This is a genomic window from Halobacillus halophilus DSM 2266, assembly GCF_000284515.1.
Lineage (GTDB): Bacteria > Bacillota > Bacilli > Bacillales > Halobacillaceae > Halobacillus > Halobacillus halophilus.
Genome location: NC_017668.1, coordinates 2709388 through 2724112 on the forward strand (window position 1 = coordinate 2709388; position 14725 = coordinate 2724112).

A 14725-nucleotide genomic window follows, 5' to 3' on the forward strand; every position below is an offset into this window, starting at 1 on the left:
AAGGTGTAAATAGTATATGGGACTCTAAAAATTTTGATACGATTGACAAGTGGGACAGATATGAGTACCTCTTCCGCTGACTTTCGTTTTTATGATTACATCCCCGCACTCTTGGCAACTAGTATCCTGTTTGCCATAAACCTTCAAATTCTGCTGAAAGCTTCCAATTTTACCCTGACTGTTTAGATAGGATCTTATTGTGCTTCCGCCCAGACCAATAGCTTCCTCGATGATCTGCACACTCGACTTTCTAATTCGATCCGCTTCCTCTTTTAAAAGCTTGTTCGCCAATCGTTCCGGGTGAATACGTGCTCTGTATAAAGCTTCGTCCACGTAAATGTTTCCAAGCCCAGCTACAATCGACTGATCCAAAAGAACCGCTTTAATATTTCTGGATGTTCTTTGCAATTTATGAAAAAAATAATCAAGTGTAAAGGCTTTATCAAATGGATCAGGTCCTAGTTGATTAAGCGGTTTCCTATCCAATTCTTCCCCTTTTGGAAACACATGCATCGTTCCAAACTTCCGTACATCGTCGTATCTTAATTCTGTGCCGTCTGTAAAGTGAAACACGACGTGGGTATGCTTGGGCTTTTCAACCTCCGCATCATAAAGACCGAATTTACCCTCCATCCGCAGATGTGATACAAGCACCAAATCATCCATGTGAAAGATCATGAATTTCCCTTTACGTTCAATATCCAAAAAGGATTGACCCTTGAGCAGGCGCTTAAATTCATCAGGGTCTCTAGGATTCTTAATGATATTGCCCCAATACACTGAAACATCATCTATAGTTTTCTTTAAAACTAAGTTTTTTAAGGTTTGTCTAACTGTTTCGACTTCTGGAAGTTCAGGCATGGTGTCATTCTCCTCACTTACTTTGCATCATACCAGGTAGATCCATATGAATAATCCACTTTCAATGGAACATCTAGTTTCACCGTCTGTTCCATTACTGATGCAACGACTTCTTTCAACTGTTCCACTTCTTCTTCGGGTGCTTCTAAAATCAATTCATCATGGACTTGCAGCAGCATCTTTGCCTCCAAGTTCTCTTCGGCTAGTCGATTTTCGAGATCAATCATGGCTTTTTTAATTACGTCTGCCGCACTTCCTTGAATAGGCGTGTTCATAGCGGTACGCTCTGCCGCATTACGACGGTTGAAATTACGGCTGGTCAGCTCAGGGAGATATCTCCTTCTATTCATAAAGGTGGTAACGTAACCGACCTGTTTTGCTTCCTGAACCGTCTCTTCCATATAGGTTTTAACCCCTGGATAGCTCTCCAGGTACTTATCAATGAAAGCTTGAGCCTCTTTACGCGGAATATCGAGACTTTGGGATAATCCGTAATCACTGATTCCATAAACAATTCCAAAGTTTACTGCTTTAGCCTGTCTCCTCATTTCACTCGTCACGTCTTCCTTGGCAACACCAAACACTTCACTTGCTGTCTGCGTGTGGATGTCCTGCCCTTCGCGGAAAGCCTCAATCAGTTTCTCATCTTGTGCAATATGCGCGAGTACACGAAGTTCAATTTGAGAATAGTCACTAGCAAAAATAACCCAATTTTCTTTTGAAGGGATAAAGGCCTGGCGAATTTTGCGCCCTTCCTCTAACCGAATGGGGATATTTTGAAGATTAGGTTCAGTTGAACTTAGACGTCCAGTTTGAGTTAAGGCTTGATTAAAGCGCGTATGAATCTTATGAGTATCCTCGTTAATCACTTTAAGCAGTCCTTCAATGTAAGTGGACTTCAGTTTACCCAATTGACGATACATTAAAATACTGGAAATAATTTCATGCTGATCTTCTAATTGTTCAAGCACATCAGCAGAGGTCGAATACCCGGTCTTCGTTTTCTTAATAACCGGCAAGTTCAGCTTTTCGAATAAAATGGGACCAAGCTGTTTCGGAGAATTCAAATTAAAAGATTCTCCGGCAAGCTCAAAAATATCTTTTTCTATAGCAGTCAGTCTGCTTTCTAATTCAGCGCCCATTTCCTCTAGACGTTTCTGGTCTACAAGAACTCCTCTATGCTCCATTCTCCCAAGAATTAAAGCAAGCGGCATCTCTAAATCCATATACAAATTGTACTGTTCTTTATTTTTCAGTTCATTTTCCACTGTGTCTTTAAGTTTATACACCATGTCAGCTTTCCTGCTAATATGCTCGTGGAAGTCGTTATCATTTTCAGGACGCTTCATTTTAGCTCCTTTTCCATAAACCTCTTCATCATATTTAACTTTGCTTTCCCCCATCCGATGACTAATAGCAGGAATGTCATGGTGGTTTTCCGCTGGATTTATTAAATAAGAAGCCAATAAGAGATCAAATTGAATGCCTTTAATGTTTACATCATGACGCATAAGAGCTACCACTGTACGCTTAGCATCAAACACCCATTTTTCTTTTTTATCATCTTCGGCCCATTTCTTAAAACCTTTTGAATTTTTTGCATTATTCATTGAAATCACATACTTATTTGATTCATTAATAATTGCAATTCCTTCAACAGCAGCCTGATGGTAGTTATCGTAAAGCATCTCAACAACTAAGGCTTCCTTACCTGTAAACATGTCGTCTTCAAAGTCTTCTACAACTTCCACTTTAATATCTGGAAAAGGTTCAGCAGCCTCACTTTCGTCCTCTATACCGCCTTCTTGAACTCTTGACAATAATGACTGAAAACCCAGGTCTTTGAACAGGTGGCTCACCTGAGTGGATTGATATCCTTGATAACCTAAATCCTTTAATTCTATTTCTATAGGAGCGTGTCTCTCAATCGTTACAAGCTTGCGGCTCATGTACGCATCTTCTTTATGGTTTTCCAGCTTCTCTTTTAACTTTTTACCACTGACCTGGTCCAGATTATCATAAAGGCGGTCAATGGTATCGAATTGCTTGAGCAGTTTTACGGCTGTTTTCTCTCCTACGCCGGGCACACCTGGTATATTATCAGAACTATCTCCCATAAGTGCTTTCAAATCGATAATCTGGTCAGGACGGACCCCCATTTTTTCTTCCATGAAAGAAGGGTCGTATGTATCCACATTCGTAATCCCCTTCTTCGTCAGGCTCACACTTACCCGATCCGTTACCAATTGAAGTAGGTCTTTATCTCCGGAAATTACTTTGACTTCATATCCATCCTGCCCGGCCTGATCAGCGATTGTACCAATAATATCATCTGCTTCATATTGGTTAAGCTGATAATACTTAGCCCCGAAAGCATCAAGGAGTTCCTTTAGAACTGGAAACTGTTCGGATAATTCCGGAGGAGTCTTCTGCCGTCCACCTTTATACTCACTATAAGTTTCGTGCCTGAAAGTTGTCTTTCCAGCATCGAACGCCACTAATAAATGGTCCGGCTGATCTTCCTCTAATATTTTCAATAGCATTGTAGTAAAGCCATATACCGCGTTCGTATACACACCTTTATCATTATTTAATAAAGGCAACGCAAAAAATGCCCGATAGGCTATGCTGTTTCCATCAATTAATACAACCTTTTCAGCCATGAACTCACTCCTTCAATAATAAAAAACGCCTTTTTGTTCATTCTACCATGTTTAGTAGTGAGAAGAAAAAAAGACCTCCGTTATTCTTACACTGTTAATATAAATTCGGTAACAAAAAAGAGGCAGAAGCGAGGGAAGCTTCTGCCTAAAAGAGAAAACACCTTGGATGAAAGGGTTTCATAGTAATATTACCAAAGAAATATGAATGTACATTTAAATCATTATTAAGATTGTGTAAATTGCTTAGGAATTTCCACGTGAAAGGTTGTGCCTTCATCTACGACACTGTCTACATGCACATTTCCGTGGTGAGCTTCAACAATGTGCTTCACAATAGCAAGACCGAGGCCAGTCCCTCCTGAATTTCTGCTTCTTGCTTTGTCTACACGGTAAAACCGTTCAAAAATGCGGGAAACCTCTTCCTGCGGGATCCCTACACCATTATCCGACACTGAAACTAAAATTCGATCATCCTTATCCTTAAAGATCAACGAAACGTTTCCATCTACTTTGGTGTAATTAATCGCGTTGGTCAATAAATTCATAAAGACTTGTTTTAAACGACTGGAATCTCCTTCGATCATTGTGTTCCCTTCTACCTCTGTTGTTAAATGAACTTCCTTTTGGTCAGCATGCTGTTGAACTATAGGAAGAAGATCGGATAACAACCGTTGAATATTAACTTGTTCAATATTCAAGTTAAAATCTTCTCTTTCTAATTTAGAGAGTTCAAGAAGGTCTTGAATGAGTGATTGAAGCCTCCCGCTTTCTTTTAGAATGATATGAAGGAACTGTTCGAGCATAGCCTCATCTTTCATTGCTCCATCTAAAAGCGTTTCAGAAAAGCCCCTTATAGAAGTAATAGGCGTTTTCAACTCATGGGAAACGTTAGCTACAAAATCTTTTCTCATTTGTTCTAGTTGTTTAAGTTCTGATATATCGTGAAATACCAGTACAACGCCTTTCCACTTACGATCTTCACTAAAAATAGGAGCGCCGGTCACCTCCAGATGTTTACGATCTATTTTCACCGGCAAAACAAACGTTTCACTAACGGTTTCCTCAAACATATAGATCTTCTTCACAGTTTCATGAATCGCGGTATAAGGTATGGCATCATGGTATAAATAACTGATGTATTCACCCGGCTCTCCTTTAAACGTTTCCAAAAAGGCGCGATTTACAAGGAGAATATATCCTTTCTCATCAATCAGAACAAGCCCATTTCCCATATTGTTAATAACGGCTTCAAGCTGATTTTCCTGCATCCCCTGAGTACTGGTCATTTCCTGAAGATTTCTAGCTAAAATATTAATGGAGCGGCTTAGCTGGCCGGCTTCACCAAAGTGACCCTCGTATGTTCGAGCCTTATAATTCCCTTTTGCAAGTTCGGTTGCCACGTTGGCAGCTGAACGAATCGGACGAATGTATTTAGAAAACACATTAAATCCAATAACAAATATCACTAAAAGACCTAAGAATAACGTGACCCCTATTAACAGCCAGATATTCTTTGTAATATTCGTTAACGATTTAACAGGTGAGAGAAGAGTCAAGGTTCCCTCCGTATTATTCACTTCTATACTGGTCGTATAATAAAATAAATCTCCAATTAATTGACCCTCTTGCGAGCCGTTGCTGTCGACACTATTTAAGACTCTTTGTTTTTCATTTTCGGATATGATGGGGATCGCTTCGACAGTATCCACTAGTATTTCACCATTATCAGATTCAAACACCATACCTGTGTTCAGCTGTTCACTGAAATTAAAGAGTTCTTCCTGACTAATATCATTATCCTTCGCATATCTCTCAAGATAAGTAGAAAAGTACTGACTCTCAACGGCTACACGGTCTTCAAAAATATTGATGAAATAGGTTCGTGTCAGCTGAGCTAAAAGGATTCCAAGACCCACCATCACAATGACAACTAAAATTGTGTAGGTAATTAACGGTCTCGTATTAGATGACATTTACTTTGGTTCCTCCATTTTGTATCCAAGTCCTCGAATGGTTTTAATATAGACCGGCTTTTTGGTCTCTGGTTCTATTTTTTCCCGTAAATGACTTACATGAACATCCACAATCCTTGTATCACCAGCAAAATCATAATTCCAGACAGCACGAAGAAGTTGATCTCTTGAAAGAACACGTCCAAGGTTATTAGCTAAATAGAGCAGAAGTTCAAATTCTTTAGGCGTAAAAGTCAGAGGCTCTTCATTAATCGTCGCTTCATATTGTTCCGGATAAATAGAGAGACCCGCAACTTTTATATGAGTTTCATCCACCTCTGCAGGTTCACGAAGCATGCGGCGTAATATAGCTTTAATCCTGGCTACAACTTCTCTTGGACTGAACGGTTTAGTTAAATAATCATCAGCCCCTAATTCTAAGCCAAGAACTTTATCAAATTCATCATCTTTTGCAGTAAGCATTAAAATAGGTGTATCCACTTGCATTTGACGCAATTTCTTACATACTTCCATCCCATCCATTCCAGGGAGCATAACGTCCAATACAATCAAATCAAAAGAAGTAACAGATGCTTTCTCTAAAGCATCCGTACCCGTATAAGCAACTTCTGTTTCAAAACCAGCCTGTTCTATATTATATTTAAGTAACGTTACGATGGATTCTTCATCGTCAACAATCAAAATCTTCTGATCCACTTCTCATCACCCCAACCTACAAGTTAATTTCATAATACAATGAACTTTACAATTTGGATATGGATGTTAATAATTTTTACTTAAACTTAATAAATCATTCATTTGCTTAATTTAGGTACTTTAACGCTCCTTAAGCTGTTTCTATCACGGCACGATGGTCGTTAAAAAGAGGGCATCTCTATATTTGCATTTTACTCCCTGAAAAGTGAAAGATGCTCTAATTTAAAGGCTCTATTACACTCCCGTGTTGAATTTAAGGTTAAGCTTCCGTTTGTTTTAGCCTCAGTTTCGAGATAAATAGGGTCCGTTACTCTATGTGGAAGAGGGATGGTGGGGAAATAGCTCGCTTTCCTATGGGGGAACGGTGAGACCCCGCAGAGCTGCTCGAGGAGACTCAGCACATGCCCGCGGAAAGCGAAATCGTCCCCGCAGGACCTTCCGCTCAATAAATATCTCGAAACGGAGTCTTCAACTATCCAGCCCTATTGCGTAATAAGGCTCTTGTGAAATATCAACATTAAACTTTAACAGAGCCCATTTTAAAAAACTGTTTATTCAAATTATCGACAATAAGATCTTCCTCTTTAGGTCTCTCCCAAAAGAAAGAGACCCTCAAGGAAGGTCTCAATCAGGTTTTTAATAAAAGTTTTCAAGAGAATGAGCATTCATGGAATTGGGTTCATATGGCGGCTTCACCTCTAAAGTACCCCGAACTACTTCATCCCCCTCCTCATCATAGCCAGTGACTTGAATCGTAACAAGATGCTTATCCTTATTCACAGATGTAACCTCTGCTCTAAAGCGTACTTCAGCGTAGTGGTAAACGGGTTTCGGGTATGAGATTTCTTGAGAAACAATATGACTGCCCGGCCCAGGGAGGTGCATGGATATTATGGAAGAAACCATCCCAAATACCATAACCGTGGGCACAATAGGACGTTTAAATGGAGTTTGCGAGGCATAATCGTGCTGAATATACAGAGGGTTTGCATCATCTGTAAGTCCTAGATACATAAGTAGATCCCGGTCTTCAACTGTTGCAGAAGTAGTGAACAGATCGCCTGCCTGTAAGTCGTTCATCTTCTTTCCTAATTTTCTTTTTTTACTTAACATTAAATCACCTCTTTGAAAGCGTTTTCTGTCAGTTGTGTAAAAAAGGATTCGAGGATAGCCCCGAATCCTTTACACTCTTATTTTAATACATTTAACACATTTTTAACAGAGTCTGCTGATTGGTCGAGCTGCTGCTTTTCATCTTCTGTTAATTCAAGCTCAATGACTTCTTCGATTCCATTTCCACCAAGGATGGTAGGAACTCCAAGATAAATGCCATCATATCCATATTCACCTTCCAGGTATGCTATAGCTGGCAATATACGGCGCTGGTCTTTTAAAATCGCCTCTGCCATTTGCACAAGTGAAGCAGCTGGAGCGTAGTAGGCGCTTCCGTTTCCAAGCAGACCTACAATTTCTCCGCCTCCCTTTCTTGTACGTTCCACTATCGCATCAAGACGTTCTTTAGAAATTAATCTTTCAAGCGGAATGCCGCCTGCAAAAGAATAGCGAGTTAATGGGACCATGTCATCTCCATGACCACCCAGGACAAAACCGGTGACATCTTTTATGGAAACATTCAGTTCCTCCGCTACAAAGGTGCGGAAGCGCGAAGTATCCAGGACTCCAGATTGGCCAATAACACGATTCTTCGGTAGCCCTGCTTCCTGGAATACAGAGTACGTCATCGCATCAACTGGATTAGTTAATACAATAATGTAGCAGTCTGGAGAATACTTCACGATCTCTTTTGTTACACTTTTCATGATCTTCGAGTTCGTCGCAACAAGATCATCGCGGCTCATGCCAGGCTTTCGAGCAATTCCCGCTGTAATAATCACCAGATCAGAGCCTTTAGTATCTTCATAATTAGAAGTTCCTTTTACTTTGGCATCAAACCCTTGTACAGGACTCGCTTCTAACATATCTAAAGCTTTGCCCTTAGTAGGGTCTTCCATATCAGGGACATCGACCAGTACAACATCTCCCAATTCTTTCTGGGCTGCCATAAGTGCAGTAGTAGCACCAGTAAAGCCGGCACCGATCACGGATATTTTATTTCTGCGAATAGCCATATTACCCAGCTCCTTTTTAATCAGCGATTAGTCCATATTTTTAATTAGTTCGTCACCGAACTGAGAACACTTCACTTCTTTAGCACCATCCATCATTCGTGCAAAGTCATACGTTACCACTTTGCTTCCGATGGTTTTATCCATGGATTTAGAAATTAAATCTGCCGCTTCTCTCCAGCCAAGGTGCTCAAGCATAAGCACGCCAGACAGGATAACAGAGGATGGATTTACTTTATCCATGCCTGCATATTTCGGAGCTGTACCATGCGTAGCTTCAAAGATAGCGTGTCCTGTTTCAAAGTTAATGTTTGCACCTGGCGCAATTCCAATTCCGCCAACCTGAGCTGCAAGCGCATCTGAAACATAATCCCCATTCAGGTTCATGGTAGCGACTACATCAAACTCTTTTGGACGAGTTAAAATCTGCTGTAGGAAAATGTCTGCAATCGCATCTTTTACAATGATTTTACCTTCTGCTTCTGCAGCATCCTGTGCTTTATTAGCTGCTTCTTTTCCTTCTTTTTCAACGATTCGATCATATTCCAGCCACGTGAATACTTTATCTCCGTATTCCTCTTCAGCTACTTCGTAACCCCATGCTTTGAAGGAACCTTCGGTGAATTTCATAATATTTCCTTTATGAACTAGTGTTACGTTTTTACGGCCTTCATTTAAAGCGTAATCGATAGATGCACGAACTAGACGTTTCGTACCCTCTTCAGATACAGGCTTGATACCAATTCCAGAAGTTTCTGGGAAACGGATATTATGTACACCCATTTCATTTTGAAGAAAATCTATAACTTTTTTAACTTCAGGTGTACCTTTTTGCCACTCGATTCCGGCATAAATGTCTTCTGTATTTTCACGGAAGATTACCATGTCTGTATCTTCTGGACGTTTAACAGGTGATGGTACACCTTCTACATAGCGTACCGGACGCAGGCAGGTAAATAAGTCAAGTTCTTGACGTAAGGCTACGTTAAGTGAACGGATTCCGCCGCCGATCGGAGTCGTCAGGGGTCCTTTGATTGCAATTTTGTAATCGCGAATTGTATCTAATGTAGCGTCTGGCAGCCATTCTCCGCTTTTGTCATAAGACTTCTGACCAGCGTATACTTCCTTCCACTCAATAGATTTTTCCCCGTTGTAAGCTTTATCTACTGCAGCTTCAATTACACGACTGGCAGCTGCCCAAATATCCGGACCAATACCGTCACCTTCAATGTAAGGGATGATTGGACGATTAGGTACGTTCAATTCTCCGTTTTGTTCTACTGTGATTTTCTCAGATTGTGTCAAAATATACCCTCCTAAATTTATTTCATAAAATGGGATGTAATATCCTCTTCTATCATACGTTAAATTATATAGAAGAAAAAGCAAAGAGAAGAGGAAGCTTAGCGTCCCCTCTCTTAACGTTCGTCAATTGGTGTGTAAGTCTGTCCCTTAGGTCCTACATATTCAGCACGAGGACGAATCAAGCGGTTATCCGCATATTGTTCTAGAATATGAGCTAACCAACCGGAAACGCGGCTGACCGCAAAGATCGGTGTGAAAATATCATGATCGATTCCAAGGCTATGATAAACCGATGCAGAATAGAAATCCACATTTGCTGGAAGTCCTTTATTTTCTTTAATGTAATCTTCAATTTTAATAGACATTTCGTAGTATTTAGAGTGTCCTGTCAGCTTGGTCAGCTCACGAGACATTTCTTTTAAATGCTTCGCGCGAGGATCGCCGGATTGATAAACTCTGTGTCCCATACCCATGATTTTTTCTTTGTTTTCCAGCTTCTTTTCTATAGCAGGAATCGCATCTTCAACGCTGTCAATTTCCGTAAGCATTTTCATAACACGCTCATTGGCTCCACCATGGAGAGGTCCTTTTAAAGCACCAATAGCAGCTGTTACGCCTGAGTAAATGTCGGATAGTGTTGCCACACAAACACGGGCCGTAAACGTTGAAGCGTTTAATTCATGGTCTGCGTGTAATACTAGCGCTTTGTTAAATGCTTCGACTTCAATATTTTCAGGATTTTTACCATTCAGCATATACAAAAAGTTAGCTGCAAAACTTAATTCTTTTTTAGGAGAAACTGGCTCCTCCCCATTACGGATACGAGCAAAGGCCGTAACAACTGTAGGCATTTTTGCTTGAATTCGAAGAGCTTTGTCTTTATTAGCTTGATCTTCCATTACATCCGACTCAGGATCATGAATGCCGAGCATGGAAACTGCGGTACGTAAAGCAGCCATGGGATGCACTGTAGATAGATCATAAGATTTGAGATGATCTACTACTTCCTGAGGGATGTCCATGTTTGAGATTAAATCAGATTTAAATTGATTCAGTTCATCTTTGTTTGGAAGTTTCTGATTCCAAAGAAGATAAATAACTTCTTCAAAGCTTGAGTTATTTGCTAGATCATCGATATCGTAACCAACGTAGGTTAATTTATCGTCAATAATTGAACTGATCGATGATTCAGTTGCTGTAATTCCTTCAAGACCTTTGGTTGATGACATACAATCTCTCCTTTTAAAAATGTCCGATGTTTTCGGCCCAAGCGGCAAGAAAACGTTTCATGTACTTATATGAAATAATTAGGAAATGAACCCCAAAGACAATTATAAAGTATTCTGAGTTGAATGTGAATTGAAACCGTTTAATTTAAGGGAATTTATCGAAATTTCATAGGGAATTCCTTTTTTTAAATAACGCTTTCCATAAAAAAGCTGACCCTGAATGAAAAGTCACTAGAAAGTGAGGTTCACATGGACAACCCCGTTTTTCACCAGTTCTTCCGCTTCCTATTTGTGATCACTCTTATACTGTCCAGTATATTTTTAATTATTGGAGCTTGGATATATTTATACCCTTTTCTTCTTGCCTTTTTAATTTCAGGTGCTCTTCAACCATTTATTCAACTTTTAGAAAAAAGATTACATTTCCCCAGAACCCTGGCCGTACTATCGCTTTTGTTCTTACTAACACTTCTTACAGCTTCGCTGCTTACACTAGTCATAGCTGAACTAATTAAAGGCATTCAGCGTCTGGCCATAGCAGCTCCTGTACACTTTGGTAACCTGGTGAACCATTCCATCGACCAGTTCACCATTTGGTTCACACCTATACTTTATAGAATCGAACAAGTTATTCTTAAATTATCGACTGAGCAGCAAAGTTCTATTTTTGATTATATAGAGATAATAAAAGTAAAGGCAGCAGCTACAGGCGTCCAGATGTTAGAAACCTTATTTCAAAGTCTAATTCGTGGATTGACCAGCCTGCCCTCCTCTATTACCACTATGCTAATTTTAATGCTGGCCATATTTTTTATATGTAAGGATTGGGAAATGATTATTCGCAGCCTTACTCGTATCATACCCGCCCGTTATCTCGAAAAAACCAGGAGATTTCCAACGGAACTTAAGTCCACCTTTAAAGGTATCATTAGAGCCCAGTTTATTCTTGTAGGTATATCTACTGCTATCATCGGGATAGGCTTATTTATTATTCAAGCCCCAAATGCACTTACGATTACCATGGCTGCTTCCATAGTAGATATCATTCCCTATATTGGGACTGGCAGCATTTTTATTCCGTGGATTTTTTATCAATTTTTCACAGGACAATTCCAGATGACCATTGGTCTTTCGATTATATACATGGTAGTCCTAATCGTTCGACAGACACTTGAGCCTAAAATTCTCGCTAACCATTTCGGCGTACCCCCAATCTTATTATTAGCAGGTATGTTTCTAGGTTTTCAAATTTTTGGCGTATATGGAATGATACTTAGTCCTTTAGTTATTGTGTTTTTAAAGGTTCTTCATACTACTGGAATTTTTAATTACACGTGGCATTTTATTAAAGGAAACTAACCCCCCTATTTCATAAAGAAACAGGGGGGACCATTTTATCTTCTATAAATAGTGATGGTGCCTTTATCCATCATTTTTGAAATTATTTTTTTAATAAGACGTTTAATGGGTGCTCTAGTGGGAGGAATTAATAATAAAAACCCTATGGCATCAGTAATAAATCCAGGAGTCAGTAAAACGGCCCCTCCTACTAATATACAGGCACCATCCAATAGAGTATCCTGAGGCATTTGTCCGCTCGACATCGAATTTTGGAAGTTTCTGATCGTTTCTAAACCTTGCTGTTTCGCAAGCCACGCTCCTATAACTCCTGTAAGGATGATCAGTAATATAACCCACCAGGGTCCAATCCAGTTTCCAGCCCCAATGAGTAAACCGATCTCAAGTGCCGGGACAATCAGAATAAACAGTAATAACCAGCGAAACATATTATCGTCCCTTTCCAGCTCTTTTCTTCTATTATACTTGGAGTTTCAGCACTTTTAAAGTTAAGTACATTAAAGGAAATACCCATACTCTTTGCTATGATGACTCTGGCTGTAAAAATGGCTCCACGTTACATAAACTAGATTCATTTAGAATATTTTTAGCAGTTTAGAATCTGAATATTCCACTTCAGCGCTGCATAGATGAATCCCTCTCTATAAACTATAAAAGCGGACCACAGCATTTAGATGAGCTAAAAAAAAAGGGAAGTGTAAACACTTCCCTTCTTTTAGTATTTACAGGACACTAGCATGCCCTTCATAAATATCTCCTCGTGAACTGTCAATAGTTATATCATTCCCGTCAGAAATTATACTAAGAGCATCTTTCACTCCTACAATAACGGGAATTCCAAGGCTCAAACCTACTACTGCAGCATGAGATGTTAATCCGCCTTCTACTGTAACCAGACCTGCAGCTTTTTCTATAGCAGGCATCATATCACGATCTGTTCCATGAGTGACAAGAATATCTCCGTCTACTACACGGTCAATCGCTTCTTTAGGATCCTTAGCTACAACAGCTCGTCCATAGGCGCTTTTCTGGCCAACGCCTTGTCCTTTAACAAGTACGTCTCCTATTACATGCACTTTCATAAGGTTTGTTGTTCCACTTTCACCTACTGGTACTCCACCAGTGATAATCACACGATCACCACGAGTAGCAACTCCAGATGCTAAGCTGCGTTCAACCGCTACATCAAGCATATCATCTGTAGATTGAGCACGTGGTCCCATCACAGCATAAACTCCCCATACGAGAGAAAGCTTACGGTTAACAGCTTCACTTGAAGTGATAGCTACAATTGGTGCTCTTGGACGATATTTAGAAATCATCCTGGCTGTATGACCGCTTTCCGTTGGAGTCACCACAGCATTTACATCAAGATTAATGGCCGTATGAGTAACAGATTGACTAATTGCATCCGTTATCGTCATATCACTGTGCTTAGAACGCTCATCAAGGATCGCTTTATAATTTAAGCCTGTCTCCGTTTTGCTGGCAATATTGTGCATCGTTTGAACGGATTCAACAGGATAATCCCCTGCTGCTGTTTCGCCAGAAAGCATAATCGCGTCTGTTCCATCAAAGATAGCGTTCGCAACGTCTGATGCCTCTGCACGAGTTGGACGAGGATTTCTTTGCATAGAGTCCAGCATTTGAGTAGCTGTAATAACTGGTTTTCCAGCTTTATTGCATTTGTGAATAAGTTGTTTTTGCACAAGAGGGACATCTTCCGCTGGAATCTCAACACCTAAATCTCCACGCGCTACCATTAGGCCGTCACTTACTTCCAGGATTTCGTCGATGTTATCAACGCCTTCCTGATTTTCAATTTTAGGGATAATTTGGATATCCAGCGCTCCGTGCTTTTCTAATAGTTCTTTGATCTCAAGAACGTCTGAAGCACGACGTACGAAAGAAGCGGCGATAAAGTCTACTCCCTGTTCAATTCCAAACTCAATATCCTTCGCATCTTTATCCGTAATCCCCGGTAAGTTTACACTTACATTAGGTACATTGACACCTTTTTTATTTTTCAAAGGACCATTGTTTAAGACAGTTGTTTTGATTTCGTTATTTTTTTTGTCGATTTCTTCTACAAGTAACTCTACCAAACCATCATCCAGTAATATTTTTGAGCCTGGCTGGACATCATTAATCAAACCTGGATACGTGACTGAGATGCGCTCTGCATCCCCTTGGATATCATCCATTGAAACATAGACAGTAGATCCTTTTTCCAAATAAACTTCTTCTTCTTTTAGCGTACCTGTCCGTATTTCAGGACCTTTCGTGTCTAATAATATAGCTACCGTTTTACCTGTGGAGGCAGATGCCTCACGAATGTTTTTAATACGAGCTCCGTGTTCTTCGAAATCTCCATGAGAGAAATTCAAACGAGCAACATTCATTCCTGCTTCAATTAGTTGACTTAATTTCTCAACTGATTCAGAAGCCGGTCCAATCGTACTAACGATTTTTGTTTTTCTAAACATACTTATTTCCTCCTCTGATCCATCATT

The 14725-nt window shown here is 40.0% G+C and carries 11 protein-coding genes; 1 reads left to right on the forward strand and 10 read right to left on the reverse strand.

Going from position 1 to position 14725, the window contains the following annotated elements:
• Nucleotides 1–24: 24 nt before the first annotated feature.
• The 8 genes from mutM to citZ all read right to left on the reverse strand — a co-directional run bounded on the left by mutM (nucleotide 25) and on the right by citZ (nucleotide 10853).
• The gene (gene mutM / locus HBHAL_RS13460) at nucleotides 25–861 is read right to left on the reverse strand and encodes a DNA-formamidopyrimidine glycosylase (RefSeq protein ID WP_014643986.1); all 837 of its coding nucleotides are present in this window, start codon (nucleotides 859–861) and stop codon (nucleotides 25–27) included.
• 17 nt (nucleotides 862–878) lie between these two features.
• Nucleotides 879–3524, reverse strand: coding sequence for a DNA polymerase I (gene polA / locus HBHAL_RS13465; RefSeq protein WP_014643987.1), 2646 nt, complete (start codon nucleotides 3522–3524; stop codon nucleotides 879–881).
• Between the two features lie 224 nt (nucleotides 3525–3748).
• A complete protein-coding gene (gene pnpS / locus HBHAL_RS13470; RefSeq protein ID WP_014643988.1) occupies nucleotides 3749–5497 on the reverse strand; it encodes a two-component system histidine kinase PnpS in 1749 nt (582 codons plus the stop codon).
• Nucleotides 5498–6193 carry a response regulator transcription factor gene (locus tag HBHAL_RS13475; protein WP_014643989.1) on the reverse strand — a complete coding sequence of 232 codons (696 nt, stop codon included), beginning with the start codon at nucleotides 6191–6193 and terminating at the stop codon, nucleotides 5498–5500.
• 636 nt (nucleotides 6194–6829) lie between these two features.
• Complete coding sequence (locus tag HBHAL_RS13480) at nucleotides 6830–7306, reverse strand: MaoC family dehydratase (protein WP_014643990.1); 477 nt, start codon at nucleotides 7304–7306, stop codon at nucleotides 6830–6832.
• 77 nt (nucleotides 7307–7383) lie between these two features.
• Nucleotides 7384–8322, reverse strand: a complete 939-nt coding sequence (mdh, locus tag HBHAL_RS13485; RefSeq protein ID WP_014643991.1) for a malate dehydrogenase — start codon at nucleotides 8320–8322, stop codon at nucleotides 7384–7386.
• Between the two features lie 27 nt (nucleotides 8323–8349).
• The gene (gene icd / locus HBHAL_RS13490; protein ID WP_014643992.1) at nucleotides 8350–9624 is read right to left on the reverse strand and encodes an NADP-dependent isocitrate dehydrogenase; all 1275 of its coding nucleotides are present in this window, start codon (nucleotides 9622–9624) and stop codon (nucleotides 8350–8352) included.
• A gap of 113 nt (nucleotides 9625–9737) precedes the next feature.
• A complete protein-coding gene (gene citZ / locus HBHAL_RS13495; RefSeq protein WP_014643993.1) occupies nucleotides 9738–10853 on the reverse strand; it encodes a citrate synthase in 1116 nt (371 codons plus the stop codon).
• 249 nt (nucleotides 10854–11102) lie between these two features.
• Between citZ and ytvI the strand changes: the two genes are divergently transcribed.
• The gene (ytvI, locus tag HBHAL_RS13500) at nucleotides 11103–12212 is read left to right on the forward strand and encodes a sporulation integral membrane protein YtvI (protein WP_014643994.1); all 1110 of its coding nucleotides are present in this window, start codon (nucleotides 11103–11105) and stop codon (nucleotides 12210–12212) included.
• A 35-nt stretch (nucleotides 12213–12247) separates the two neighbouring features.
• Here ytvI and HBHAL_RS13505 read toward each other — a convergent pair whose 3' ends face one another.
• Complete coding sequence (locus HBHAL_RS13505) at nucleotides 12248–12640, reverse strand: FxsA family protein (protein WP_014643995.1); 393 nt, start codon at nucleotides 12638–12640, stop codon at nucleotides 12248–12250.
• A gap of 294 nt (nucleotides 12641–12934) precedes the next feature.
• Nucleotides 12935–14698, reverse strand: a complete 1764-nt coding sequence (gene pyk, locus HBHAL_RS13510) for a pyruvate kinase (RefSeq protein WP_014643996.1) — start codon at nucleotides 14696–14698, stop codon at nucleotides 12935–12937.
• Between the last annotated feature and the right edge of the window lie 27 nt (nucleotides 14699–14725).